Source organism: Sphingobium sp. Z007 (assembly GCF_900013425.1).
GTDB lineage: Bacteria > Pseudomonadota > Alphaproteobacteria > Sphingomonadales > Sphingomonadaceae > Sphingobium.
The window spans coordinates 93,033-115,945 of sequence record NZ_FBXK01000002.1 but is presented as its reverse complement, the minus strand read 5'-3'; the positions used below and the strand labels follow the sequence as shown (position 1 = coordinate 115,945).

The following is a 22,913-nucleotide window of genomic DNA, read 5'->3' as shown; positions in this document are numbered from 1 at the left end:
GAGGCGGCGCGCCAGTTCCAGATGGAGACAAAAGATGATCCAGTCCGTAAAGGTCAAGAACCTCTCGCTGTCGAAAGACAATGTCCGTAAATCGAGCCGGGAGGCTGGTATCGAAGCCCTAGCCGCCAGCATCGCAACGCAAGGCTTGTTGCAGAATCTCATCGTCACCCCGCTCAAGAAAGCGGGCCATTTCACCGTCAAGGCGGGCGGGCGCCGGCTGCGCGCACTCCAGAGCCTGATCGAACAGGGCACTCTGCCCGTCGACCATGTCGTGCCCGTCCTCGTCCTTACCGACGACGACAACTCGGTCGAGGCGAGCCTCACCGAGAATTTTCAGCGCGTTCCGATGAACCCGGCGGATGAAAGCACCGCGTTCAACTTCCTCATCCAGAAGGGGATGACCGCCGAGGACGTTGCCAAGCGACAGGGCGTCACCACCCGCTTCGTCGAGCAGCGGGTCCGGCTTGCCGAGCTTGCACCAAGCGTGTTCCAGGCTCTCGCCGCCGGCGAAATCACCCTGGGGGTCGCTCAGGCCTATGCCGTGACGAGCGACATCGATCGTCAGGCTCGCGTGTTCGCACAGATGAGTACCTCCTATTATGGCGATCAGCCCGACAACATCCGGCGTGCGATCCTCAACGGGACGATCAAGGCGAACGATGCCAAGGCGCGGTTCATCGGTCGCGATGCCTATGTCGCCGCAGGCGGCCGCATCGAGGGTGATCTCTTTGCCGCCGAGGGGGACGAGAACTGGATCGACGTCGATCTTCTTGAAGATCTTGCCGGCAAAAAGCTGGAGGCGGCCGCCGCCGAACTCGCGCAGGCCGAGGGCCTCGCATTCGTGACGCCGATTGCGGCCACACACGTTCCCTACGATCTCGAGCGTCAGCTTCATGAGTTTCACGCGCCCGCGCGGCCGCTTAGCGAAGCGGAAAGCGCGCGCGTCGAAGCGCTTTCTGCCGAGAATGACCAACTCGTCGAGCAGCTTGAAGGCGAACTGACCGATGGGACGGCGGAAGCCGAGGTCGCGAACGATCGTCTCGACGAAATCGAACGGGAACTTGAAAGCATCGAGGAATCCCGTCGCGAGATCGATCCGGCGGTCCGAGCGCAGATCGGGACGTTCGTTTATATCGGTGGCGATGGCGAAGCCCGCGTTCACACCCGCATGTTCAGTGAGAAGCCGGTTGTCGATCCGAATGCTCCGCCCAAGGTGATGGGCGGTGCCAATGGTGACGACGGCGCCGACGACATCGATCATGGACCCAAACTCAGCGCTACGCTGATTGACGAGCTGGCGACCCAGCGCCGGCAGATCCTCGTCGCTCACATCGCCAGTGATCCGGCGATGGCGCTGGACCTCACCATCTTCCTGATGGCGCAGAATGTCGTCTTCGAGCAGAACTACGTCCGCAACCACTCGACGCTCAAGTCCAGCGGCGCCCAATTCCCGATCTTCGGCTTCCGCGACGAAGGATCGATGGCGTCGCAGGCCATCGAGGATCAGCGCCAGCGTCTCGATACGAGCTGGGCCGGTCATAAGACCATGTCCGAACGTTTCGATGCCTTTCGTGCGCTCGACGACGAGGCCCGCGGCAGTTGGGTGGCCTTCTCGATCGCACGCACGCTGGAGCCGAGCCTGAACGTTCCCGAGGGCGGACGGTCCAATGGGTTCCATGACCATCTTGGTCGCGCGCTCGACATTCAGGTCGAGCATTGGTGGCGCCCCACGGCTGAAAACTTCTTCGGCCGCGTCAAAAAGGACGTCATGCTCGACGCGCTCGAGGCCATCGGCGGGCCGATCCTGCGCGGGCGATACAAGGACGCCAAGAAGGGCGACCTTGCCGCAACCTGCGCCTCGCTCTGCAACGGACAGGGGATCGTCGAGGCCGAAGTCCGCGAAAAGGCGGCGGCCTGGCTGCCGGATGCCATGCGCTTCGACGCCATCGAAAAGCCCGAGACCATCGCGCTGCGCTCGACCTTCATCGACGAGGCCGACGATGTCGATCCCGGCGACGATGGTGACGACGAGTCCGACCCTGATGACGCGACGCACGACGGTCAGGAGGATTTGAGCGAGGCGGCCTGACGCCTGCTTGCACGGTTCGAGGCGACTTGGGGGCGGCACTCTTCGCGGAGTGTCGCCCCTCCTTTTGTGCCCCGACGGCAGCCTTTCTGAGGAGAGGATGCTGGTCCGGGCTTGCCTCTTCCAGATCAGGAGAACTTGCCGTGGCAAAGACCGCCGATAAACCGTCGCCCGCCGACACCATCACAAACGCGATTATCGACAAACTCGAATCCGGCGTACGCCCTTGGGTGAAGCCGTGGCGGCCTGGCCTTAGCGGCCGCCCCCTTCGCGCGACCGGCGACCCGTATAAGGGCATCAATTGCTTCTGGCTGTGGCTCTGCGCCGAAAGCGCCGGCTATCGTTCGCGCACCTGGATGACCTACAAGCAGTCGCAGGCGCTGGGCGGCCAGGTCCGCGAAGGCGAGCGGTCGCAAATCGCCATCTTCTACAAATCCTACAGCAAGACCGTCGAGTCGCCCGTCACTGGCGATGCTACGGACGAAATGCGCCGCGTGCTGCGAACCTACGCCGTCTTCAATGCCGATCAGATTGATGGGCTGCCCGAGAAGTTTTATCCACGCCCCGTCAGCGTCGTCGCTCCCGACGACGCGCTACCGGATCGCGCGCAGCGCTTCCTCGATGCCCTTCCGGCGAGGGTTCACCAGTGCGGCGATCGCGCCTTCTACGACCGCGTTGCCGACAGCATCACGATGCCGCCCGTCGCGTTGTTTTCCACCCGCGCGTATTTCGCTTCGACGTTGGCGCATGAGGCAGGGCATTGGACCGGCCACCCTGACCGGCTCAACCGAGAGTTTGGCAGGAAATTCGGCGACAACGCCTATGCGTTCGAAGAGCTTTGCGCCGAGATGACATCCGCCCTGCTCGGCGCGGATCTTGGCCTCCCGACCGCCCATATCGACGATCATGCAGCGTATATCGGTTCGTGGCTCGCGGTGCTGCGCAAGGATTCCCGCGCCATTATGACGGCTGCGGCAAAAGCCGAAGCAGCGGCCGCCTTTCTGCTCCGCGCAACTGGCCTCGCCACGTCGGACGAAGTCCAGGAACAGATCCGTGAAGCAGCATGATCGCGGCGATCGCCTGCCTCGACCCCGGCGCCTCCCGCCGGTTCGCCGTAGCGCTCCGCCGCCGCAAGGAGGGGGGAGGAGAGGACGCCTTCGGCCTTTTGAGCGCGCCAGAGCGCTCAGAAGGAGGCTCCCATGTTCTACGATACGCTCTACCGCCACAATCAGGCACTTTCCCCCGCCGGTCTGGACCATCTGCCGGCGGCACTCCACGCCCTCAACGCCGCCGTCGACGACTGTCAGCGTGCTGGCAAGCCTGTTGCCAGCGACGCGGCAACCCTTCTCCTCATCCGCCATCTGGCAGACGTTGCCGAACGCGATGCGCCCAGCGCGGCCGCCCTTCGCCTTCGTTGCGAAGCAGATCGCCTGGCGGTCGACGCCGCACCAGCGCTACTCGACATTGCCGGAAAGAGCGTCGGCGGAAACTACCACGCCAAACGGACCTTCCACTATCAGGCGCGCCGCGCGCTTACACGTCTAGCGACAGCAATCGGCCTCGACGCGGACGACGCTCGTATCAACACCGTGATGGGTGCCGATCACGAAGACGGCACAACGGAGTTGCGCCACGCGGATCTCGCCGTTCGCGTGGTCCCGCGCGGCTCTCTTCCGGACTGCGAGGTATCGATCAGCCGCTGTCGCGACGGGCAGGAGATCGGCAAGGCCCACCGCGCGCCGATCACCGAGTTACTCGACGTGGCCGCGTTCCAGCGCAGGCTTGCCGGCATGCTCGGCGATATCGGCGCGGTGCGTTTCGCGGCTGCCGCCTGAACCCCGCAATAGCAGGAGATCTCTCATGGGTTGGCTCTTCATGCGCGATATGGGTGGCTACGCCACTCCGCGCTCCTATCTCGACAACCAGTTCACCTATGCGCACGCGGACCATCGTCTCACGGTTCTCGCGTCTTCGATGGTCGGTTCGACCTATTACGCGGCGTGCGAACGGATCGAGGCATCCGGCGCTCGGGCCGTCTTCGCTGTCGTGTGCCTGACCAGACAAAGCACCGGCGCGCGCGATGGCTGCACGTTCGGCTACAAAGACATGACGGAAACGATGGGGCCGTGCGAAAGCGACTGCCCTGCTGCAATTCTCGATGAATTGACCGAGACCGACAACGCCCATGCCTCCGAATGGCGCGCACGCTGCCGTGCCAACCTTGTTCGCCGCAAGCTAGAACGCGCGAAGCCGGTCCCGAAGCCGGGACAGACCATCGTTTTCGACGAGTCCATCCGTTTCAATGACGGCGAGGATCGCGCCCGCTTCACGGTCATTGCCAATCCGAAGGGCAAGGCACCGCTATTTCGCGATCCCATAACCGGCGCCGTGTGCCGGATTGCGAAGCTCAGGACGCGCGCATACCGGCTTATCAACCCAACCATCGTCCCGAAGGACTCGACGAATGGTTGAGCGCGCGCCGGTGATCGCGGCTTGGGGCGCTGGCGTCGATTCCACCGCCATGATCATCGAGCTCGTCGAACGAGGTGAGCCGATCGATATGGTGTTGTTTGCCGATACCGGTTCCGAGAAGACCGATACCTATGCGTTCATCCCGATCTTTCGTCGTTGGATGGACCGGGTAATATCACCGCCTATATCCGTCAGCACGGCCTTCTCTCGCCGAGCGAGGTTGATCGGATCGTGGCGGATGCACCGCTCGCGCTGGTCGCGTTCCAGGCGGCGCAAGCCTGCAAGCCGGTCGAGCAGCGCATGTCGATGGCGCGCTGGCTCGACGCATTCCACCGTCGTCAGTCCGCAGGCTGACCCCCCTCACTAGCTACGGAGACTCTCATGGCCGATCGCGCTTCTGTCGCGATCCGCATTGGCGGATCGCTGTCCCCTGACCTCCTTCCCGGCTTCTGTGCTGCCGTCGAGAGCGACGGCGCCTTCACGGATTGGGAGGGCACCGCGTTCGACCCGGACGATCTCGATCCGAGCGTTCCCCTGTACCTGGCCGACCATGAGGTTGCCTGGGGCCGGTTCGAAGCGATCGAGACTTTCTGTGTCGATCATGCCCTTGTCTTCGCCCGCTGGGCGGGCGGCGCTTCTGGGGCGTTTGGCCCGGAGCGGGTGGTCTTTGACGGCACGACCGTTCGGAGTTTCAGCGCCTCGGACGATGACGAGATCCTAATCTCGGCGGAAGCGGTGCGCCGTCTCGGCAGCTACGCGGCGGTGCTCTCGCATCTCGCGGCGGCGGAATTGGAGATACCCCCGTTCCGGATCGACGGCGCAGGCTGAGGACAAAGCGAAAACCGGTCTGTGACGACACCTCCCCGCCAGAGGATGCTGCATATGGGCGCCCGCGAGGCGCTGGCAACCCGCGAACGGCGGGCCGAGTTGCCGTGTGCCACGGCTGCCCGCACCACCCCTTGTTCGCGAGTTTCCCTCGGCTGTGCCTCGGTGCCAGCCCCTCTTTTGCGAGCGCCCGGAGGATGCGCATCCGGCGGAGAGGCCGCCGGCACAGACAGAAAGGCTCGCTATCATGTCCACATCGCTTGCAGCCGCACTCGCGGCACTGGAGCTAGGGCACCTCGAACCCCGCGCTGAAGACCTGAGTGGCATGGCGCCGCCACCAACCGAGGCGCTGGAGCAGACCGTTACCGCAATCTGGAGCGATCTCTTCACAACGATGAGCAACACATCGATCGAGCGTGACATCGAAGATCTGGGCTGGGGGCTGGTGAATCTCTTCCACCGCGCCGCCGCCAAGAAACACGGGCTGGTCGACCGGTTGACCGACGACATTCGCTTGCTCCTCGCCGAACAGGACGGCTCCGAAATCAGCACGGCCAATCTGGAGGAAAAGATCGATCTCGCCAAGAAGGTCGAGGAATCCGCAGGTGCCTTCGAAATCATGCGCGATGTCGCCGCCGCGCACTATATCCGGGAAACCGGGAGATCGTGGGTGCCATCGTCCGGCAACCGCATTTCGCTCGGTGTCACCGCCGGGATCGTCGATGGCCACGCCTTCTTGCGGGCGCGCCGCGAGCGGGCTTTGAACGCCAACACCGCGCAGGGTACGCCCGTTGTGTTCGCCGGTGGCCGCCTCACCTTCGCCAACGATTTGGATATGAAGACGTTCGCCGACAACCTGCTAGCGACCCTCAACAAGGTTCGCGCCCATGTCGGCGACATGTATCTCGTACACGGCGGCGATATGAAGGGTATCGAACGGCTTGCAGCGTCCTGGGCCGAGCAGAATGGCATCCAGCAGGTGCGGTTCGGTCTCGATCGCAAGCTCGGAGATCGCGCTGGCTTCCGTCGCAACGAGCAGATGCTCTCGCTCAAGCCGAGATTCGTGATCGCCTTCCAGGGCAATGGCGTGACCGAGCGGCTTGTCATCGAAGCCAAGGCTCGGGGACTCCGGGTCGTTGATCGTCGCGGCCCATTGGGAAGCCCTCCTTCAGCTGCTCGTCGCGGTGCGGGCTGAAGCCGCGGGCCGCCGGTTTGCCGGCGGCCCTTTTTTGGCTCTGCTTACGGTTGTCCCATCGGAATTCCCGCCAGCGAGAGGGGAGGGTGCCGAGGCGTGTTTGGTTTGGCTGAATAGCGCTGGAATCCGTCGGCCGTGTCCGCAGCGCGGATCCATTTCAGTGTCCACCAGCCATCCGCGTTGCTCACGCCGCGCCGGCCGTCGCCTTGCCACAAATGAGAGAGAGATGATGATGCGTGATTTGCATGATGAGGAACTGCGCGCTCTGCTTGCATTCCGACAGCGCCATGGGCGCTGCTGGAAGGCTGCGTTGCTGTTGCGCTGGTCGGCCGGCACCGACGCCGATGAACCCGGTTCGGCGCATTTGCGCCATCTGCGCAATATCGGAGGACCGCGCTGGCTGCTCGGGCTATCGGCCGCCACGCTCGATGACGCTGCGCGGCGTTTTGCCGGGTGCGTCGATCCGGCGCTGATCGACGTTTTCATGGAGAATGCCACGGGCTTTGCCCGCGGCGCGTCGGCAAGCGTCGGGATCGCTCCGGCGAGCGCTGCGCATTCACTGGCCATCGCGATCGAACTTAGCCTCAAAGCCTATCTGATGAAGGCGGGCTATGCCGACGACTGGAACCGCGTCCATATTCGGCATGACCTTGAAAAGGCCTTGGCGCTTGCCGTGGCGACGGGCCTGTCGGGCTTCCCACCGGAATTGCCGCAGCTCGCGGCTATTCTTTCGCCTGCCTATAGCCGCCATCAAATCGACGCGATGTTCCGGGGCGGGGCTTCACCTTTCGATGTGACGGACGCCTCGCTGTGCGTTGACCGTCTCCTTGCCGTAATCCGGGCGCAGATCGCGTAACCGGCGCTCCAATGGTAGCCTTGCGCGTTGGTCGAAGACGGGCTCACCGATCCCGTTGAGGCCGGGGGTGACCCTGCCGTAACACGGACGACAGAGCCATCACCTCCGTTCTCGTACCGGGCATCGCCGCTTCGCTGGGGACGGGGCAGAAATGGGAGAATGTGCCGTTCAGTGGTTAAGAGGGCTCTGCGGGGCGTAGATTGTCGCAGCGGTGGGGCGTGGTTTCTGCACCGGTTCCTGGTGTCATAGAACCCAAGCGACCATCCCTTCTTTTTGACCTGATCCCTAAGTCGGTCGTTCGGTGCCTCCAACCCGCTCCCCTTCGGGCCGAGTTGCCGTGTGCCACGGCTGCCCGCACCACCCCTTGTGTCGGGGTTCCCCTGCGCTGCTGACGCGCTCCGGTGGAAGCACCGCCCATGCCCGCCTTTTTCGGGGGTCAGTCGAAGGGACGGTCCCTTCGGCACCCAAAAAGGAACCTCGACATGCAGAACCTCGTCATCCTCGCCGGCAATGTCGGCGCCACGCCGGAAGCCCGCACCACCCAGGGCGGCACCAAGATCACCCACTTCAGCCTCGCGACCTCGCGGCCCAAGCGGGACAGCAACGGCAAGACCATCAAAGACGATAATGGCCGTCGGATCGAGGATACCGAATGGCACCGGATCACCTGCTTCAACGGCGTCGGCAAGACCGTCGAACAATATGTCGACAAGGGCATGAAGGTGATGGTGCGCGGTCGCATCCACTACACCCGCTGGACCGACAACGAGAATATCGAACGCTACGGTGTCGAGATCATCGCCGACGAGGTGACCTTCCTGACCCGCGCCAAGCCCGCGGGCGGCGGCCAGGGCGGCAACGACAGCTCGGTGGATGACGACGAAATTCCCTTCTGAGAGCCGCAAAGGCCCGGTGGCGTCAGCCACCGGGCCTTTTTGCTGTTTTCGGCTTTAGGGCGGTTGCAAGAAATCCATATATCCAATAATATCGATATATGAATAATGATTCTGCTATCGATGCTCTTGGCGCACTGGCGCAAAGTACGCGGCTCGACGCCTTCCGGTTGCTGGTGCGGCATGAGCCCGCCGGCCTCGCCGCCGGGGACGTCGCCCGCCAGCTCGACATCCCCCAGAATACGATGTCCTCGCATCTCGCCGGACTTGCTCGCGCCGGTCTGGTCCGAGCCGAGCGCCACAGCCGCCATATCATCTACCGCGCCGATCTCGACCAGCTCAAGGCGCTCACCCTGTTCCTCGTCAAGGACTGCTGCGGGGGCAGGGCAGAGCTATGCGAACCGCTGATCGCCGAGCTTATTCCCTGTTGCTGACGGAGCTTCTCCATGTCTGACCGGATTTATAATGTCCTGTTTCTGTGCACCGGCAATTCCGCGCGCTCGATCCTCGCCGAGAGCGCATTGATGAAATTGGGAGAGGGCCGGTTTCGCGCCTTTTCCGCAGGCAGTTTTCCCAAAGGTGCGATCAATCCGGACGCGATCGCTCTCCTGGAGCGGATCGAATATCCGATCGCCGGTCTACGGTCGAAAAGCTGGGATGAATTCTCCGGCCCAGATGCACCCGCCATGGATTTCGTATTCACCGTTTGCGACGACGCGGCCGGCGAAACCTGTCCGATCTGGCCGGGTCATCCGATGACGGCGCATTGGGGCATTGAGGATCCGAGCCATGTCCAAGGCCCGACGATCGAGCGCGAACGGGCGTTCGTGACGGCGCTGCGCTATCTGGAAAATCGGATTAAGCTGTTCATCGCGCTGCCGTTCGACCGGCTCGACGCCTTGGCGTTACGCGCCCATGTTCGGGAAATCGGCCAGGTCGAAGGCGCGAGCACTCGTCGCGGGGACGCTGCGTGATGCCGATCGACGTGATCATCTATCATAATCCCGATTGCGGAACGTCGCGCAACACGCTCGCGATGATCGAAAATGCCGGCATCGAGCCGCATGTCATCGAATATCTCAAAACGCCGCCGAACCGAACGCGGCTCGCCTCGCTGATCGGGCGCATGGGAATCACGCCCCGTGATCTGCTCCGCGAGAAGGGCACACCCTATCACGAGCTCGGCCTCGCCAATCTTGCGTTGAGCGATGACGAGCTGTTGGACGCGATGATCGCACACCCGATCCTGATCAACCGGCCGATCGTCGTCTCGCCGCTGGGCGTCAAATTGTGCCGACCCTCAGAGGAAGTGCTCGATCTGTTGCCGAGCCAACAGCGCGGCGCTTTCACTAAAGAGGATGGTCAGCGTGTTATCGATGCCGCTGGCAAGAGGGTCGAGGGATGAGCGCTGTTAACGCGCCGACCAAACCGGCGATCAGCGGTTTCGAACGCTATCTGAGCCTTTGGGTGGCGCTGTGCATCATCGTGGGTATCGCGCTCGGCTATGCGCTGCCGGGCCTCTTCGCCGCTATCGCCGCGGCCGAGATCGCCCGTGTCAATCTCGTCGTGGCGGCGTTGATCTGGCTGATGATCATTCCGATGCTGCTCAAGATCGACCTTGGTGCTTTGGGGTCGGTGCGCCAGCACTGGAAGGGAGTCGGCGTCACCCTATTCATCAACTGGGCGGTCAAACCCTTTTCAATGGCGTTGCTGGGCACGGTCTTCCTGGGGTGGCTGTTTCGTCCGCTGCTCCCTGCGGGCGAGGTCAACTCTTACATCGCCGGGCTGATCCTGCTGGCCGCGGCGCCGTGCACAGCCATGGTTTTTGTCTGGTCCAACCTCTGCGAGGGCGAGCCGACCTATACGCTGAGCCAGGTGGCGCTCAATGACATCATCATGGTCTTCGCCTTTGCACCGCTGGTCGGGCTACTGCTCGGCGTGGCCTCGATCGCGGTGCCATGGGACACGCTGCTGATTTCGGTTCTGCTCTATATCGTGGTGCCGGTCATCGTCGCCCAGATCGCGCGGCGCGTGCTGCTGGCATCCGGCGGCCAGCCCGCGCTGGATCGCCTGCTCGCAATGCTCGGCCCCGTATCGCTGGTCGCCTTGCTGACGACACTGGTATTGCTGTTCGGGTTCCAGGGCGAGGCGATCATTGCCCATCCGCTCGTCATCGCGCTGATCGCCGTGCCGATCCTGATCCAGGTCTATTTCAATGCGGGCCTCGCCTATTGGCTGAGCCGCCGGTTCGGCGTGGCCTGGTGCGTTGCCGCGCCTGCCGCGCTGATCGGCGCGTCCAATTTCTTCGAGCTCGCGGTTGCCGCTGCGATCAGCCTGTTCGGCCTCAACTCGGGCGCTGCGCTGGCGACGGTCGTCGGCGTGCTGGTCGAGGTGCCGGTAATGCTCTCGGTCGTGCATATCGTGAAGGCGACGCGGCCATGGTACGAGCAGCGGGCTACGACATGATCGCTGCGCGCGTCGAACTTCACCAGCTGGCCGCGCTCGCGCCGGTGCTGGCGGAAGCAGGACTGCCGGCGAGCGATATCGCAGCGCCTGGCCGTCATTTCTACAGGTTCGACGATGAGGACGGTCTGATTGGCTATGGCGGTGTAGAAGGCGCTGGAGCCGATCGGTTGCTGCGCTCTTTCATCGTCGTGGAGGCGCGTCGCGGCGCGGGCTTGGGCAGCGCCATGCTGTCCGCGCTCGAACGCGCGGCTGCTAATGATGGCGCGACCTGCCTCTATCTGCTGACCACGACGGCTGAGCCCTTTTTCGGCCGCTTTGGGTATGCCCCGATAGCCCGCGCCTCCGCGCCGGCGGAGATCGCCGACAGCGCGGAGTTTCGCTCGCTTTGCCCGGCGAGCGCCGCCTTTCTTTTCAAACGGATTTGCTGATGTCCCGACTGCGTACACTTCCCGATCCCGATCTCATGCCGGCGCTCGATGCCGCGATGGTCCGGCTTGATTTGGCGGCGGGCCTTGGTCCTCTCAATCCACCTCCGCGTATCCTGCTGCTCTACGGTTCGCTGCGCGCGCGTTCGTTCAGCCGACTTGCGGTGGAGGAGGCGGCCCGCCTGCTCATCCTGTTCGGCGCCGAGGTGCGCATATTCGATCCGAGTGATCTGCCGTTGCCTGATCAGGTCGAGGGTGACGATCATCCGGCGGTCCATGAGCTGCGCGAGCATGCGCTGTGGTCGGAAGCGATGGTGTGGTGCAGTCCCGAACGGCATGGCCAGATCACCGGCATCATGAAGGCGCAGATCGACCATTTGCCGCTGGAGTTCGGCGGCAAGCGCCCGACCCAGGGGCGGACCCTCGCGGTGATGCAGGTGTCCGGCGGCTCGCAATCGTTCAACGCGGTCAACACATTGCGGCTACTCGGCCGCTGGATGCGGATGATCACTATCCCCAACCAGTCGAGTGTCGCCATGGCCTTCAAGGAATTCGGCGAGGACGGCCGGATGCGCGCGTCCAGCTATTATGACCGTATCGTCGATGTGATGGAGGAGCTCGTTCGCTTCACGATTCTCACGCGCGGCCATACCGACCAGCTCGTCGATCGTTATTCCGAGCGCAAAGCAGCGATACTCAAGCGCGATGCGGACAAGGATCTCGCGACGCAGGCCGTCGGCTGACCCGAAGCACGCTCTTACGGAACTGCCGTATTGAGCTGGTCCTGGAGGGTCGCGATGCTCTCGATGACGGCATCGAAGGCAGGCGCGTCGCCGAAGATCATCCCCGTCATGGCGCGATAGTCGCGCCGCAGATCATCGACCATGTCGCCTTCGGGGCATAGCGCGAAACTGCCTGGCACGGCGGTCCCCAGGTCGAAGGCCGGCCGGTTGAAGAACAGCCGGGCATGGGCGACGCAATCTCGGCCGAGCGCCGGATCAGCCAGCGCGCATTTGCCGGCGTCGGACTGCAACAGCGCGTGAAGATCATAATAATGGCGCGAGACGCGCTGGCCATTGCCGCGCAGGGCGCCGCGGATCTCGAACCAGCGTCGCAGCCCGTGCAGGATAACCACCTTGTCCCAGAAGGTCCGTTCCGCGTCGACGATCGTCACATTGGCGACGGCCAGATTGATCCCCGGCACGTCGGCTTCGAGATAGGGCGTGATCGTGTGGAGCGCGTGGGGGTCGAGCGCGGATTTGGCGCCGGACTCGATCTTCACCGCCTTGCCGACATAGGCATCGATCGGCGTGACCGTCGGGTAGCGCAGGGAAAGTGTCTGAGCGTCCTGCGCGTCGGGTTCGACCCGCCACTGCGCGGCGGCTATCCCCATCCGCTGGGCTGCTTCGCCGACGATCGCGGCGAGCTGGCTCTGCAAAGGCCCCTGGATATGGGCCTCGCAGGCTTCGCGGATCGCGTCGAGCGCGGCTTCTCGCTTCTTGCCGCTCATCGCCTCGAGCTCGGCGATCGAAGCGGTCTGCCCCAGATCGTCGCGAAATACGGTGACGTCGATGTCTTCGGAAAAGCGGCGGATCAAGCCAAAGCCCTTCGATAGCGACGTACCGCCCTTGAACAGCAGCCTTGGACCTGGCGGGAGGCCGTTGAACAGCGCGTCGAGCGTCCAGCAAACCCAGAAATCCTTCTCTACATTCTGGGGCGTGGTGCCGATGCGCTGGGCCGTCGTGCTGAACACGCCGAGGCGTGTCGCATCATCTGCGCCGATGATGCGATCATAGGCAGGGTTCATCATGACGTGGCGACCTTCTCGAACAGCAATGGCTTGAGGAAGGCCTGCATCCAGGCCGGCAGCGCCAGAAGGCCGTCGGCCAGATCGTCGCGCAGCACCTTGCCCTGGCCGGGATCGTTCAACAGGGCTGCGAGGCGACGGTGGACCAGATCATCATCCTGCGGATCGCTGCCCATCGTGTCGCGCAGCCAGTGGAGCGCCTGGACGAGTCGCATCGCCGGTCGTCCCGCCCAGAAAAGTTTGCTGGCTGCGGTCAGCCGGAAGCTGATCGTGAGCCGACCGAGCTGGATCGTCTTCAATCGTGCGTCGGTATGGACGACGATCTTGGCAGGCACCGCGTTGGTGAGGCCGAGATCATTGGCGGCGGTCATCCCGTCGACCAGTACCCGGATCTGGTCGCGACGGGTGATGGCGTCGATCACCTCACGCGGATCGGGCGGGTTGCTTTGCTGGGTCAGGCTGTTGCGGGCCGGCTTGTCATAGAGCCCCCGGTCGATCCGCCGCAGCGCGTCCGTTTTCGTCAGGCGTTGCAGCGTCTTGTCGACAGCGTCACGGCTGCCGAGGTCGAGAAAATCGGCCGGGGTCCATACCGCCTTGGGCGCGCGCGCGTCGATCCGTTGCAGGATCGCGGCTTTGAGATCGGGAACAGTGTCGGCCATGTCCGAAATCCGTACACAAATTTCGGACAGGAGTAAATGTGGCTGGTCCGAAATATGTAGGCAGATTTCGGACATATACGGCGCGACGGAATTCCGCTATTTCGCCCTTCGCGTCACCTCAGCGGCAATGGCCCGTCGCATAGCGGTTCCACCGCAGCACCGTGCCGGTGGCAATCATGGCGCCGCTGATATCGCCAATGACGGGCGCTGTGCACCAAGCGCCGGTGCGATCGCCCTTCGCATTGCCGTTCGATCGGCACTGGAGCCTTGGGCCAGTGACAAGAATATGGCCAGTGCCGGCACGTCCTCTGGCGCCGCCGAGCAAACGCACCAGCGCGTCGCGCGCGGCGATGCCGCTGGCGCGTGGGCAGGGGTGTCCCTTGCGGCACGAACCGTCTATCTCCCGCGCCGCTATCCCGGCAAGACGGATGCGCGGTCCCTCGCGGCACCAGACCGGGCCATCGCCGTCCCACACCCTGACGGGCGTGCAGATGAATGCCTGGCCGCTGGGTACGACCGCAACAGCCAGCAGAAATATGGCGAGCATCAGCGCTCAACCGGGGCGGTAGCGTGGGTCATGCGTCAGGAAAGAGCGGCAATGTATCGGACCGTGCCGCGGCCTCATCGGCGAGGATATCATAGCAGCGCAAACGCATAGCGAGGTGTCGCGCCAATTCGGCCGTCGCACGGCGACGCGCAACGGCGTCGCCGTATCGGATATTGGTCACGAGGGCCGGTTCGGCCGTTGCGAGGGACACCTCGAGATGGAGGGCCAGGCTATCTTCATCGACTCGGAGCATGGCCGTAGAATAGAACAAACAAAGAACAATCATCAAGCATCTCGTGCGCACCTTTTCTCGCGATGCGCGATAGGCGTCGCTTATGCGGCCAAAGACCGCAGCGGGGCTGGTGGAACCACGGTCTCGATCAAACCGGTCGCCACATCATAGACCAACCCCGTGACCATGAAAGTGGCCGGCAGATTGGGGTTGGCCTCGGCATCATCTCGACCACCTCCTGGGCGTGTAGACTTGAGCTGGAGCGAGGCGCGCTGGTGCAGATCTTCCCCGATTGGGAGACCGCAGCGCTGCCGGTTCATGCTTATTATCCGATGGGGCGGGCGATCCGCATCGCTGCGCGGGCGTTCGTCGAGTTTCTCAGCGCTGATCTGGTGCGCGATCCCCCCACCTGAAGCAAGGTCGCGTCTAGTCCACGCCGCCTGATTCCACGCATTGTCCGGCACGCTATCACGCAAGCATAGGCATGGCTGCGCTGCTATGGTAATCTCAGCCATCACTCGATGGCATCCGCAGGCGTCCCGTGACCGGGGGACGAGCGTGCCTCCGCCTACAAATGGAAGGCCGGTGATGATATTGAGCGATTCTTGCCCATTAGTGATGGGCTGACCGGAATGTCCACGACACTTCCCGTGCGAAACCTCGAAGAGGCCAATCTGCTGGCCCAGGCGATCGTCAATACGATCCCCGAACCGTTTCTTGTCCTCGATGCTGATCTCCGCGTTCTCGAGGCGAGTCGTTCTTTCTATGAAATCTTCAAGGTCGAGCCCGCAGAGACTCAAGGCTGCCTGCTCTATGCGCTCGGTCATGGGCAGTGGGATATTCCCGCGCTCCGGCTGTTGCTCGAAACCATCCTGCCCGAGCGGGTCGCTATGGATGGGTTCGAGGTCGATCATGATTTCCCGGCGATCGGCCACCGCATCATGCTGCTCAATGCCCGCAAGGTCCTGTACGACGAGAGCGACACAATGGCGATCCTGCTTGCCTTTCGCGACGTGACCGAACGGCGCGCGATCGAACACGAGAAGCAAGCGCTGCTCGAGCGCTCGGAAGAGCTGCGGCTTCAAAATGAGGTGTTGCTGCAGGAGATGAAGCACCGCGTAGGGAACAGCCTTCAGATTATCGCGAGTATTTTGCTGCTCAAAGCCCGCGCGGTTTCATCTGACGAAACCCGCTTTCATCTTCAGGACGCGCACCAGCGCGTGATGTCGGTCGCCGTCGTTCAGCAGCATCTCGACATGACTAACGGTATCGATCAGATCGAGGTCGGCACCTATCTCGAAAAGCTCTCTGCCGGTCTCGGGGCCTCGATGATCGGCGATAATCAGCCGGTTACGATCACGGTCGTTTCTGATTCTGGCATGATCCCATCGGCGAAAGCCGTCAGCCTCGGGCTGATCGTCACCGAACTCGTGATCAACGCCCTCAAATATGCCTTTCCCGAGATCCACCACCAAGCAGCGATCGCTGTGCGCTACACGATCGACCAGAACGACTGGACACTGATCGTGTCGGATAACGGCGTGGGTAAGGCTCCCAACCAGGCGCCGAAAGCCGATGGAGGCCTTGGCACCACGATCGTGGCAGCTCTGGCCAAGCAGCTGGATGCCAAGGTCACGATGAAAACCGACCCGGCAGGATTCACCGTTTCCGTAGCACGGACCCTGGCGGCTGCACCACTGCTTGAGGCAGCCTGAACCGGCACGGCTTGGCCCCCTTGCGAGATTTACACTGCGGGTGCGGATAGTTTGCAGCTTGGCTGCGTTGAGCAATTCTATCGCACAGGCGCGGAGCGTTCCGTTCGCACACCAACAACGCACCACCGATTTTGACCGACTCAGTTTTGATATTGGTGGTGGAAGACGAGACATTGATCGAAGAGGTCGTCGTCTTGGGCCTGGAAGATGCCGGTTATGCCGTCGCGACTGCTCACACTGCCGAGGAGGCGATCGCTTCATTGGAGAAAACGGACTCGACCGTCCGGGCAATCGTCACCGACGTAAATCTTGTACCGAATAAGCTGACCGGTTGGGATGTCGCACGACGCGCTCGCGAACTGACAGCGGATATTCCAATCGTCTATATGTCGGGCGCGAGCGGTCATGAATGGACATCGCACGGCGTCCCCAACAGCGTGCTGATCGCCAAGCCCTTTGCGATCGGCCAGATCGTCACCGCTGTTTCGCAGTTGCTCAATGCCGGTGGCCCGACTGTCGGCGAATAAGGCAGTTCGCAAGGATCAACGCAAATATGCCAGTCAGGCACGATCAGCCGTAGAGCCGGTCATCCCACCAATTGGTTCGGGCAGCTCGAAGCTGATTGCTTGCGCGTCGGGATGTGCTGGATTGATCAGGATGTTGCGTTCCACCCGCGCCGGGATCGAAGGCACCAGCAACAACGCCGAGCGCCCTGCCGCGAACCACGCCTCGCCAAAGGCCCTGCAGATGTCTTCGCGCTTGCCGTCCCACCCGGAGAATTTCGCGGTTGGGAAGACTTCGTAGCTGACGCCGTTGGGGATCGTGATGCGGATATAATGCTGGTTGGGCGGCATCACCGTGTTGGCATGGACGAGCTTTTCCAGCATCGCCGTCGAATAATGTTCTGACGTGTAGATGATCGGGCTGGCCGCGGTGTTCCACCGTCCCGGATAGAGCCGAGCGCCCTCGCTGTCATAGATCGGATGCGCGCCATCGGGATCGCCGATCCGAAAACAGGTCAGCACGCGGTCGGTGATCTGGGCGCTCACGCTCCGCCGCCATACGCCGCCCGTCCCAGCAGGTTGATGACGACATCGGCTCCCGGACCCGTCGCCAGCGCCACGTCGAGCGGCGGCTTGTTGTCGAGCATGGGGTGCGCGCGGCCGAGAAAGTCGCGGACCTTGGCGGGATCCTTATAGATATCGAGCGCGAAGCTGAACACCTTGGCGATCCGCGCCAGCTTGTCGCCTTCCTCGCTGGTCAGGCGCTTGGACGCCGATTTCTTGCGGCGATCGAGCGTCGCCTTGGAAATAAGGCGGAACTTGAAGCGACTGTCGCCCGGCGCGACGGTGTCGGCGAGATGGTCGAGTGCGCCGACCGGCAGGCCTTCGAGAATCGAATAGCTCAGCCCCAGGCGCGTGTCGCCCTTGCGGGGCGCAACCCCAAGCAGGGTCTCGATCGTCACGGGCTGGCTCGCCATCTGCTGCTCCTGTCTCACCTGATACAGATATATGTCTCATGTGAGGCAAACACAAGCAAACGGTGATATCGGTCCGGAGGGGCCATGACCTCTTGCGGCCGGCAGCTTCACCCCGCTCTTTGAGGCGCAATCCTTGGTCCGGCGCGCGGCCTAATGCGATCAACCCGTAAAGGGTCCGGTCGCTTCGCTACGGCTTTTGGCCTGCGGCAAAAAGTGATCGCGGCCACCCTCCGAACACTTCGGGCGCCAGTCGAGCGGGGATGAACCCGCCGGCTTTCAAGGAGCCTCGACATGTTCACCGACATCAAGATCGCCCGCCTCAATGCGCTCAGCCTCTCCAAAACCCTGATGATCGCAACGATGGTCATCGGGATCGGCAACCAGTTCGCCGTCATCACCGCCGACGACTTTGACGGCGACGTGGTCGTCATCAACGAATATGATCCGTTCAGCTGAAACCTTCCGGCGGGGGCATCCGCCCCCGCCCTTATTGCGCGAGTGCTGATTGGACGATCTTACCGAGGAAGCGAACCCGCACTTCATTCACTCGACCCTGCGGGAGCGCATCGTCGAGCATGTCTTTGTCGGTGAAGCACTGCGCCGGCTCTGGCAACTGGGTGTGACAGACGTCGAGGTGCTGCGTTCTGAATTCGACGCGGGCGGCTATGACCTGGTCATGGCCCGAGGTCGCGTAACCCGCCATATCCAGTTCAAAACCAAAATCGTCGGCGGCAAGACCGATGAGGTAAAGATCAGCCTCAAGCTGATGGAGAAGCCGAGCGGATGCGTCATCTGGATCGTGGTGACGCCGGATCTCCTCTTCGACCATTATCTGTGGTTTGGCGCGGGGCCGGGCGAGCCTTTGCCGGACATCAGTCCGTTCGCCGTCGCCAAACATAGCAAGGGCACGGCGGAGGGCGAGAAGAATGAGCGGCCGAACCACCGCAAGGTCCGGATATCCAGGTTCGAGAAGGTCGCCAGCCTGGACGAGATATTGCTTCGTTTGTTCGGTGATCTGGCTAACGCGAAGGGGGCTTAAGCGGGCAGGGCGGCTCCGGCTGCGCCGGACCGGGCTCTAGGCGGACCGCCCCGAGCCCCGTGCCGGGTCTCGGTAGGGTAGACGCGAGGCGCCTCTTGCGAGGACGCCCCAGCGCCTCCCCCCGAACCGTGCTTGCACCTTTCAATGCACACGGCTCTCCATTCTGTCTGGCATCCGGCCACCATGATGGGCAACATGACACTTTCGACATAGGACGATGGTCCTGCGCCGCCGTGCTGATTGCACCCATGGCGTCAGTTGGCCGCGCCGTTTGTCCTTTAAGCGGTGAGGATGATGCATCTCGAACGGTCCGTCAGTATCGCCGCACGCCTCGCATTCTTCGGCGCTGAGACGGGTGACGAGATCGTTCGAACTCTGCGCAATGCGCGAGCCAACCGTAATGGCATCAACGACGGGATTGCCCCATGCCTGTACGATCAGATGCTTCAGTTTCCATACCTTATGGACGCGCGGCTCGCCCCGGACCAAGGTCGTTACGCCGTGATCCGACCCCATTTTCAGATATTCCTCGGCCTGCCTTCTCGTCGAGCGTCGCCGGCATGCTACAGTCGCAAAGAGGCTCCTGAGCATTACCAGTTCGAGCTTGTCGAGCGACGCTTTCACGCCGTCGGCGATCGCATAATAGGTCGCGAAGCCCCGGAACTCTGAGTTATAGGCAACGATAATCTCCGCTACACTGGATTCCATGAGTTGCGGACGCACCCGGCCATTCCTCATGTCGAGGTTGCCGAGCTTTTTGCGCCTGCAAAATGCATAGACCCGGTCCCTCGCCACCCACAACTTGATGTTCCCCCGCGTTGGCCGACGAAGGATGCGTCGCATCCCGCCGCCGACCTTCTGACGCCCCGCCATTGTTCCGGGAGAGCGCAACGTGAAGGCGCATACATGGAAGCCAAGGAACGGCGATCCCCTCGACGCATCGCGAACCCCGGTTTTCTCCGGTGATACCGCCAGATTGAGCCGATCAGCGAGGAAGCGCTGTATATCGGCCATGATCTGAACGGCCTCCGCCTTGCTGCCGATCACACCGACAAGAAAGTCATCGGCATAGCGGCAGTAGCGAAGGCGACGGAAGTTGGGGTCCATTGGATCGACGGACGGTATCTTCCGCCTTTCCCGATTGATGGCTTCGATCCGGGCTAGACAGGCCCGGACTTCTACCTCATCCGCACCATCGGCACGGACTGCATCGATCTTCTTACGAAGTGCGGCGATCTGCTGGGTCTGGGCGACATAGGCAGGATTGGCCCGCCGTTTGGCGCCCTTGTCGAAGCCCGCCCGCATTTCCTCCATGAACAGGTCAAGCTCATGGAGATAGATGTTGGCAAGTAAGGGCGAGATGACCCCACCCTGCGGAGTGCCGCTATAAGTCCGTTCGAACTTCCATTCATCCATGCACCCTGCCTTTAGCATCGTCCCGATCAGATCGATGAACACAGGATCATCGATCCGGCGGGCCAAGAGGCCGAGCAGGATGTCATGGTCGATGTTGTCGAAGAACCCGCGAACATCCACTTCGATCAGCCATTTCGCACCCGTCCAGGTTTTGCGGATCTCTTCGAGAGCCGTGTGGCAGGAGCGACCCGCGCGGAACCCATGGCTGTGCTGCGAGAACACAGGCTCATAAATCGCCGCGAGGATCATTCTCGCCGCCTCCTGAACGATGCGATCATCCGCCGTAGGGATGCCCAATGGGCGCATTTTACCATTGCCCTTGGGGATATAGACCCGCCGCACTGGACGAGGGCGGTAACGGCCTTCCGCCACGCGTTCGACCAGACGATCAAGCCTCGCCAGCGTCATGCCGTCGAAGGTCTGGCCGTCTACTCCCGGCGTCATCGCACCCCGATTCCGGGATACTCTATCATAGGCCCGCTCATATAAGCAGCGGGACCGCATGAGGCGGTTGAGACCGTTGATCCGCTTGCCCGCCCGCGACAAGGCCGGAAGCTTCTCGATCCGTCTCAGGATAGTAGCGGTTTGCATCAGCAATCCCTTTCCTTTGATCCATCGAGGTTACAGAACTGCCGTCCTTCGCCCGGATGCTGCGGATTTCGACAAGGATCGCTCCCGCTTATACCGCTGCCCCGTCCGCCTCGCGGCGGCTGTCCCGGCCATTACACCGGGCGTTTGACTACTATGACGGCTCCGTCGCCATGCAGGTCCGAACAAGCCGTCCTGTTTAGGCGATCCCGCAGTTGCGCGAGTGAGGAGTCGCGGTGCGTTTAGGTGCCCCGTTCATTTCCTTGATCCCCTTACCGGGGCCACGCCGGGCGGACTGGCAGCGATTTGCAGGGCCGTGCTCCTCGCTCCGCTCGGGACGGTGTGTCAGCTGCGTTCACCGTCACCTACCTAGTGGTCGTTGGAAACTGGGATTCAGACAATCCAGTCTTCACCATGCGCACCTTGCCTGCTGGTCAACCGTCAGGCTGCGGCGCCCGACTTCGATCCATCCACCGACATGCTATGGTCCCGTTTCCCTTTCGGAATTTCAGCCGACTCATCATCGGCACCGGTAAGTCGGTCAGGCATGAGCTATGCCAATAAGCTCAGTTCATACGAACACTCCTTTCTTCTCCGCGCCACAACGGCGCACGCCCATGCGGGTCACGATCCCTGCCGTGGGCAGGTCGTCAACGGCGCTGTGGACTCGGCAGGTCTGCGGCATTCGCGACAGGGGCTGGTCGCCCATGCGCTAGATGCGCGGGCGGGCACAGGCTCAGCCCGTCGCGCAACGCCGCATCATCGACCAGGATCCGCCACGGTCCACCATAGCGCCGGGCCGCGAGGTAGAAGGTCGCGCCATCGCACGCGACCATACGGCATCGCTCCTGGCGATCGATCAACGACGCATTCCCGCCATAGCGGGCGACCAGCTCGTCGAGATCGGCGCGCATCAGGGCGCCGCAGCGACGGCACTGGGTACGAACCTGGATCTGCAACCGCTGCATCGCGCCGACGCTCGATGTCCAGCGTGGCCAAAGGGCGATGATCCGGGCGGTGTCTGTCATGATCGGATGATAGCGAAGCCCTCGTTCGCGCGTCCAGCAGCACGTCTGAAAAGTCGGCCATGCCGTTCCTTATTCCCTCTGACCGCCGCACCGACGGTCCCTTCCTGGCTTGGCGTCCTCGCCGCGGCACTTGCCAGCGCAAGCCCGGTGCCGGGCTTCTCCACATCCGCTGCGACCCTGTCGGGTGCGCGGGCGCGCTATGCCCCGGCGGTCCGGTCGCCTGTCGGAAGGCCCCGATCGGCGGGGTCTGACACAGCTTGGAAAGTCGAACGTCATGGCCGACCCCCAGAATGACAAAATCCTATCCGCAGACCAGCGCATCGCGACCATCGCGCGGCTCAATGATGCCCTGCGCCAATCCATCCATAGCCCGGGCGTCAACCAGGTGGTCATGACCGCCGGGGTCGCCGACCTGATCGGCGATACCAGCCTGTTTCGCGGGTTTCAGCGCCGCGCGGTACTGCTGCGCACGGTGCGCGACTATGACGCCTTTGGTCCCGACGTCGATCCGCATGGGGAGCGTGATTTCGGTCGCTTCGACTTCGCGGGCGAGGCCCTGTACTGGAAGATCGATTATTATGATCGCGCACTGACATACGGATCGCCTGACCCGGCAGATCCCGATGTCACCATCCGCGTGCTGACGCTGCTTCTCACCCACGAATATTGAGCGATCATGGCCCCGACCCTGTCGGGGCCACTTTTTTACCGAAAGGGCTCGCCGCTGCGGCCGGCGCGGATTGCTTTGTGTCACCCGGTTGCGCCCGGCGTCGGCCTGACCAGATTTCCCATCCCTCGCGAGCGACCCCGGCCATCCCCCTGACCGGGGGGATAGCCGAAAAGTCTGCTTGAGCAGACTGTCGGCGGTGCCGCCCAGACGTCCCATCGACCCTTGCTCTCCGGCACGAGAGGGGAGGCTGCGCGGCGAGAGCGTCCGCGTCTTGCTGCGCGGTGAGGGGACCGATCGGTGTCCCTGGAACATCCCAAGGAGACCCGTTGTGGCCGATTATTTTTCCCGTCATCCTGACCATGCGTTCGTGTTCGCATTCGTCTGCTTCGCGATCACCGTCTACCTGTTTCGCTATGTCGGACCCGGCATCGGCGGCGGTGGCGACTGGTCGTCGCGCGACCATTATGAACGCAATCTGCGTGATGGTCCCCAAGACTATGAATCGTGAGGGTCC

At 62.8% G+C, this 22,913-nt stretch carries 29 protein-coding genes and 1 pseudogene; 22 read left to right on the top strand and 8 right to left on the bottom strand.

Annotated elements, in window-relative coordinates; genetic code table 11:
• Positions 1-34: 34 nt before the first annotated feature.
• From CEQ44_RS05900 to arsH, 15 genes are all read left to right on the top strand, one after another.
• On the top strand, positions 35-2,089 hold the full coding sequence (locus CEQ44_RS05900; protein ID WP_088185001.1) for a ParB/RepB/Spo0J family partition protein: 2,055 nt from the start codon (positions 35-37) through the stop codon (positions 2,087-2,089).
• A 140-nt stretch (positions 2,090-2,229) separates the two neighbouring features.
• Complete coding sequence (locus CEQ44_RS05895; RefSeq protein WP_088185000.1) at positions 2,230-3,153, top strand: ArdC family protein; 924 nt, start codon at positions 2,230-2,232, stop codon at positions 3,151-3,153.
• 132 nt (positions 3,154-3,285) lie between these two features.
• Positions 3,286-3,921 (top strand): hypothetical protein, encoded by a 636-nt coding sequence (locus CEQ44_RS05890; RefSeq protein ID WP_088184999.1) that lies wholly within the window; start codon positions 3,286-3,288, stop codon positions 3,919-3,921.
• A 25-nt stretch (positions 3,922-3,946) separates the two neighbouring features.
• Entirely contained in the window at positions 3,947-4,558 is a 612-nt protein-coding gene (locus tag CEQ44_RS05885) for a hypothetical protein (RefSeq protein ID WP_088184998.1), read from the top strand.
• Between the two features lie 156 nt (positions 4,559-4,714).
• On the top strand, positions 4,715-4,912 hold the full coding sequence (locus CEQ44_RS24300) for a hypothetical protein (RefSeq protein WP_176400380.1): 198 nt from the start codon (positions 4,715-4,717) through the stop codon (positions 4,910-4,912).
• A 27-nt stretch (positions 4,913-4,939) separates the two neighbouring features.
• Complete coding sequence (locus tag CEQ44_RS05875; protein ID WP_088184996.1) at positions 4,940-5,386, top strand: hypothetical protein; 447 nt, start codon at positions 4,940-4,942, stop codon at positions 5,384-5,386.
• A gap of 244 nt (positions 5,387-5,630) precedes the next feature.
• Entirely contained in the window at positions 5,631-6,578 is a 948-nt protein-coding gene (locus CEQ44_RS05870) for a DUF2493 domain-containing protein (RefSeq protein ID WP_011950787.1), read from the top strand.
• The gene (locus tag CEQ44_RS05865; RefSeq protein WP_254913958.1) at positions 6,520-7,434 is read left to right on the top strand and encodes a hypothetical protein; all 915 of its coding nucleotides are present in this window, start codon (positions 6,520-6,522) and stop codon (positions 7,432-7,434) included. Before CEQ44_RS05870 ends, CEQ44_RS05865 begins: the two co-directional genes overlap by 59 nt.
• Before the next feature lie 482 nt (positions 7,435-7,916).
• Positions 7,917-8,330, top strand: coding sequence for a single-stranded DNA-binding protein (locus CEQ44_RS05860; protein ID WP_088184995.1), 414 nt, complete (start codon positions 7,917-7,919; stop codon positions 8,328-8,330).
• A 98-nt stretch (positions 8,331-8,428) separates the two neighbouring features.
• Positions 8,429-8,761 carry a helix-turn-helix transcriptional regulator gene (locus CEQ44_RS05855; RefSeq protein WP_088184994.1) on the top strand — a complete coding sequence of 111 codons (333 nt, stop codon included), beginning with the start codon at positions 8,429-8,431 and terminating at the stop codon, positions 8,759-8,761.
• A gap of 12 nt (positions 8,762-8,773) precedes the next feature.
• Positions 8,774-9,301, top strand: a complete 528-nt coding sequence (locus tag CEQ44_RS05850) for an arsenate reductase ArsC (protein WP_088184993.1) — start codon at positions 8,774-8,776, stop codon at positions 9,299-9,301.
• Positions 9,301-9,732 carry an arsenate reductase (glutaredoxin) gene (gene arsC, locus CEQ44_RS05845; protein ID WP_088184992.1) on the top strand — a complete coding sequence of 144 codons (432 nt, stop codon included), beginning with the start codon at positions 9,301-9,303 and terminating at the stop codon, positions 9,730-9,732. The genes CEQ44_RS05850 and arsC overlap by 1 nt, the downstream gene beginning before the upstream one ends.
• On the top strand, positions 9,729-10,793 hold the full coding sequence (arsB, locus tag CEQ44_RS05840; RefSeq protein WP_088184991.1) for an ACR3 family arsenite efflux transporter: 1,065 nt from the start codon (positions 9,729-9,731) through the stop codon (positions 10,791-10,793). The genes arsC and arsB overlap by 4 nt, the downstream gene beginning before the upstream one ends.
• Complete coding sequence (gene arsN2 / locus CEQ44_RS05835) at positions 10,790-11,221, top strand: arsenic resistance N-acetyltransferase ArsN2 (RefSeq protein ID WP_088184990.1); 432 nt, start codon at positions 10,790-10,792, stop codon at positions 11,219-11,221. The genes arsB and arsN2 overlap by 4 nt, the downstream gene beginning before the upstream one ends.
• On the top strand, positions 11,221-11,961 hold the full coding sequence (arsH, locus tag CEQ44_RS05830; RefSeq protein WP_088185007.1) for an arsenical resistance protein ArsH: 741 nt from the start codon (positions 11,221-11,223) through the stop codon (positions 11,959-11,961). Before arsN2 ends, arsH begins: the two co-directional genes overlap by 1 nt.
• Before the next feature lie 14 nt (positions 11,962-11,975).
• On the opposite strand, the gene CEQ44_RS05825 is transcribed toward arsH, so the two are convergent.
• From CEQ44_RS05825 to CEQ44_RS05810, 4 genes are all read right to left on the bottom strand, one after another.
• Complete coding sequence (locus CEQ44_RS05825) at positions 11,976-13,025, bottom strand: nucleotidyl transferase AbiEii/AbiGii toxin family protein (protein ID WP_088184989.1); 1,050 nt, start codon at positions 13,023-13,025, stop codon at positions 11,976-11,978.
• The gene (locus CEQ44_RS05820) at positions 13,025-13,684 is read right to left on the bottom strand and encodes a DUF6088 family protein (protein WP_088184988.1); all 660 of its coding nucleotides are present in this window, start codon (positions 13,682-13,684) and stop codon (positions 13,025-13,027) included. The genes CEQ44_RS05825 and CEQ44_RS05820 overlap by 1 nt, the downstream gene beginning before the upstream one ends.
• 118 nt (positions 13,685-13,802) lie before the next feature.
• Entirely contained in the window at positions 13,803-14,231 is a 429-nt protein-coding gene (locus tag CEQ44_RS05815) for a thermonuclease family protein (protein WP_088184987.1), read from the bottom strand.
• Positions 14,232-14,259: 28 nt separating this feature from the next.
• A complete protein-coding gene (locus CEQ44_RS05810; RefSeq protein WP_088184986.1) occupies positions 14,260-14,484 on the bottom strand; it encodes a hypothetical protein in 225 nt (74 codons plus the stop codon).
• A 254-nt stretch (positions 14,485-14,738) separates the two neighbouring features.
• Here CEQ44_RS05810 and CEQ44_RS24295 point away from each other — a divergent pair, with 254 nt between their 5' ends.
• The 3 genes from CEQ44_RS24295 to CEQ44_RS05790 all read left to right on the top strand — a co-directional run bounded on the left by CEQ44_RS24295 (position 14,739) and on the right by CEQ44_RS05790 (position 16,705).
• Positions 14,739-14,876, top strand: coding sequence for a hypothetical protein (locus tag CEQ44_RS24295; RefSeq protein WP_176400379.1), 138 nt, complete (start codon positions 14,739-14,741; stop codon positions 14,874-14,876).
• Positions 14,877-15,095: 219 nt separating this feature from the next.
• On the top strand, positions 15,096-16,178 hold the full coding sequence (locus CEQ44_RS05795) for a sensor histidine kinase (protein ID WP_088184985.1): 1,083 nt from the start codon (positions 15,096-15,098) through the stop codon (positions 16,176-16,178).
• 131 nt (positions 16,179-16,309) lie between these two features.
• Entirely contained in the window at positions 16,310-16,705 is a 396-nt protein-coding gene (locus CEQ44_RS05790) for a response regulator (RefSeq protein ID WP_088184984.1), read from the top strand.
• A 43-nt stretch (positions 16,706-16,748) separates the two neighbouring features.
• Here CEQ44_RS05790 and CEQ44_RS05785 read toward each other — a convergent pair.
• A pseudogene (locus tag CEQ44_RS05785) lies at positions 16,749-17,227 on the bottom strand (RES family NAD+ phosphorylase).
• Positions 17,224-17,658 carry an antitoxin Xre-like helix-turn-helix domain-containing protein gene (locus CEQ44_RS05780; protein WP_088184983.1) on the bottom strand — a complete coding sequence of 145 codons (435 nt, stop codon included), beginning with the start codon at positions 17,656-17,658 and terminating at the stop codon, positions 17,224-17,226. Before CEQ44_RS05780 ends, CEQ44_RS05785 begins: the two are co-directional and overlap by 4 nt.
• Positions 17,659-17,949: 291 nt before the next feature.
• On the opposite strand from CEQ44_RS05780, the gene CEQ44_RS24290 reads away from it, so the two are divergent.
• Complete coding sequence (locus tag CEQ44_RS24290; RefSeq protein ID WP_169793966.1) at positions 17,950-18,114, top strand: hypothetical protein; 165 nt, start codon at positions 17,950-17,952, stop codon at positions 18,112-18,114.
• A gap of 49 nt (positions 18,115-18,163) precedes the next feature.
• A complete protein-coding gene (locus tag CEQ44_RS05775; protein ID WP_088184982.1) occupies positions 18,164-18,697 on the top strand; it encodes a hypothetical protein in 534 nt (177 codons plus the stop codon).
• A 141-nt stretch (positions 18,698-18,838) separates the two neighbouring features.
• Here CEQ44_RS05775 and CEQ44_RS05770 read toward each other — a convergent pair whose 3' ends face one another.
• Both CEQ44_RS05770 and CEQ44_RS05765 read right to left on the bottom strand, forming a co-directional pair.
• A complete protein-coding gene (locus CEQ44_RS05770) occupies positions 18,839-20,704 on the bottom strand; it encodes a reverse transcriptase/maturase family protein (RefSeq protein ID WP_088183009.1) in 1,866 nt (621 codons plus the stop codon).
• A gap of 647 nt (positions 20,705-21,351) precedes the next feature.
• Positions 21,352-21,729, bottom strand: a complete 378-nt coding sequence (locus CEQ44_RS05765) for a hypothetical protein (RefSeq protein WP_088185283.1) — start codon at positions 21,727-21,729, stop codon at positions 21,352-21,354.
• 274 nt (positions 21,730-22,003) lie between these two features.
• Between CEQ44_RS05765 and CEQ44_RS05760 the strand changes: the two genes are divergently transcribed.
• Both CEQ44_RS05760 and CEQ44_RS05755 read left to right on the top strand, forming a co-directional pair.
• Complete coding sequence (locus CEQ44_RS05760) at positions 22,004-22,399, top strand: DUF3768 domain-containing protein (RefSeq protein ID WP_088185282.1); 396 nt, start codon at positions 22,004-22,006, stop codon at positions 22,397-22,399.
• Between the two features lie 328 nt (positions 22,400-22,727).
• Positions 22,728-22,907: a hypothetical protein gene (locus tag CEQ44_RS05755; protein ID WP_088185281.1), complete on the top strand. Its 180-nt coding sequence runs from the start codon at positions 22,728-22,730 to the stop codon at positions 22,905-22,907.
• Positions 22,908-22,913: the final 6 nt, after the last annotated feature.

What these genes read in the sequence shown, in the direction of transcription:
- arsH (WP_088185007.1), top strand. Translation starts at nt 11,221, where the DNA reads ATGTCCCGACTGCGTACACTTCCCGATCCCGATCTCATGCCGGCGCTC.
- CEQ44_RS05850 (WP_088184993.1), top strand. Translation starts at nt 8,774, where the DNA reads ATGTCTGACCGGATTTATAATGTCCTGTTTCTGTGCACCGGCAATTCC.
- CEQ44_RS05810 (WP_088184986.1), bottom strand. Translation starts at nt 14,484, where the DNA reads ATGCTCCGAGTCGATGAAGATAGCCTGGCCCTCCATCTCGAGGTGTCC.
- arsC (WP_088184992.1), top strand. Translation starts at nt 9,301, where the DNA reads ATGCCGATCGACGTGATCATCTATCATAATCCCGATTGCGGAACGTCG.
- CEQ44_RS05815 (WP_088184987.1), bottom strand. Translation starts at nt 14,231, where the DNA reads ATGCTCGCCATATTTCTGCTGGCTGTTGCGGTCGTACCCAGCGGCCAG.
- CEQ44_RS05765 (WP_088185283.1), bottom strand. Translation starts at nt 21,729, where the DNA reads ATGACAGACACCGCCCGGATCATCGCCCTTTGGCCACGCTGGACATCG.
- CEQ44_RS05825 (WP_088184989.1), bottom strand. Translation starts at nt 13,025, where the DNA reads ATGAACCCTGCCTATGATCGCATCATCGGCGCAGATGATGCGACACGC.
- CEQ44_RS24290 (WP_169793966.1), top strand. Translation starts at nt 17,950, where the DNA reads ATGTTCACCGACATCAAGATCGCCCGCCTCAATGCGCTCAGCCTCTCC.
- CEQ44_RS05875 (WP_088184996.1), top strand. Translation starts at nt 4,940, where the DNA reads ATGGCCGATCGCGCTTCTGTCGCGATCCGCATTGGCGGATCGCTGTCC.
- CEQ44_RS05770 (WP_088183009.1), bottom strand. Translation starts at nt 20,704, where the DNA reads ATGCAAACCGCTACTATCCTGAGACGGATCGAGAAGCTTCCGGCCTTG.
- CEQ44_RS05760 (WP_088185282.1), top strand. Translation starts at nt 22,004, where the DNA reads ATGGCCGACCCCCAGAATGACAAAATCCTATCCGCAGACCAGCGCATC.
- CEQ44_RS05870 (WP_011950787.1), top strand. Translation starts at nt 5,631, where the DNA reads ATGTCCACATCGCTTGCAGCCGCACTCGCGGCACTGGAGCTAGGGCAC.
- CEQ44_RS05890 (WP_088184999.1), top strand. Translation starts at nt 3,286, where the DNA reads ATGTTCTACGATACGCTCTACCGCCACAATCAGGCACTTTCCCCCGCC.
- CEQ44_RS05885 (WP_088184998.1), top strand. Translation starts at nt 3,947, where the DNA reads ATGGGTTGGCTCTTCATGCGCGATATGGGTGGCTACGCCACTCCGCGC.
- arsN2 (WP_088184990.1), top strand. Translation starts at nt 10,790, where the DNA reads ATGATCGCTGCGCGCGTCGAACTTCACCAGCTGGCCGCGCTCGCGCCG.
- arsB (WP_088184991.1), top strand. Translation starts at nt 9,729, where the DNA reads ATGAGCGCTGTTAACGCGCCGACCAAACCGGCGATCAGCGGTTTCGAA.
- CEQ44_RS05860 (WP_088184995.1), top strand. Translation starts at nt 7,917, where the DNA reads ATGCAGAACCTCGTCATCCTCGCCGGCAATGTCGGCGCCACGCCGGAA.
- CEQ44_RS05820 (WP_088184988.1), bottom strand. Translation starts at nt 13,684, where the DNA reads ATGGCCGACACTGTTCCCGATCTCAAAGCCGCGATCCTGCAACGGATC.
- CEQ44_RS05795 (WP_088184985.1), top strand. Translation starts at nt 15,096, where the DNA reads ATGTCCACGACACTTCCCGTGCGAAACCTCGAAGAGGCCAATCTGCTG.
- CEQ44_RS05780 (WP_088184983.1), bottom strand. Translation starts at nt 17,658, where the DNA reads ATGGCGAGCCAGCCCGTGACGATCGAGACCCTGCTTGGGGTTGCGCCC.
- CEQ44_RS05855 (WP_088184994.1), top strand. Translation starts at nt 8,429, where the DNA reads ATGAATAATGATTCTGCTATCGATGCTCTTGGCGCACTGGCGCAAAGT.
- CEQ44_RS05900 (WP_088185001.1), top strand. Translation starts at nt 35, where the DNA reads ATGATCCAGTCCGTAAAGGTCAAGAACCTCTCGCTGTCGAAAGACAAT.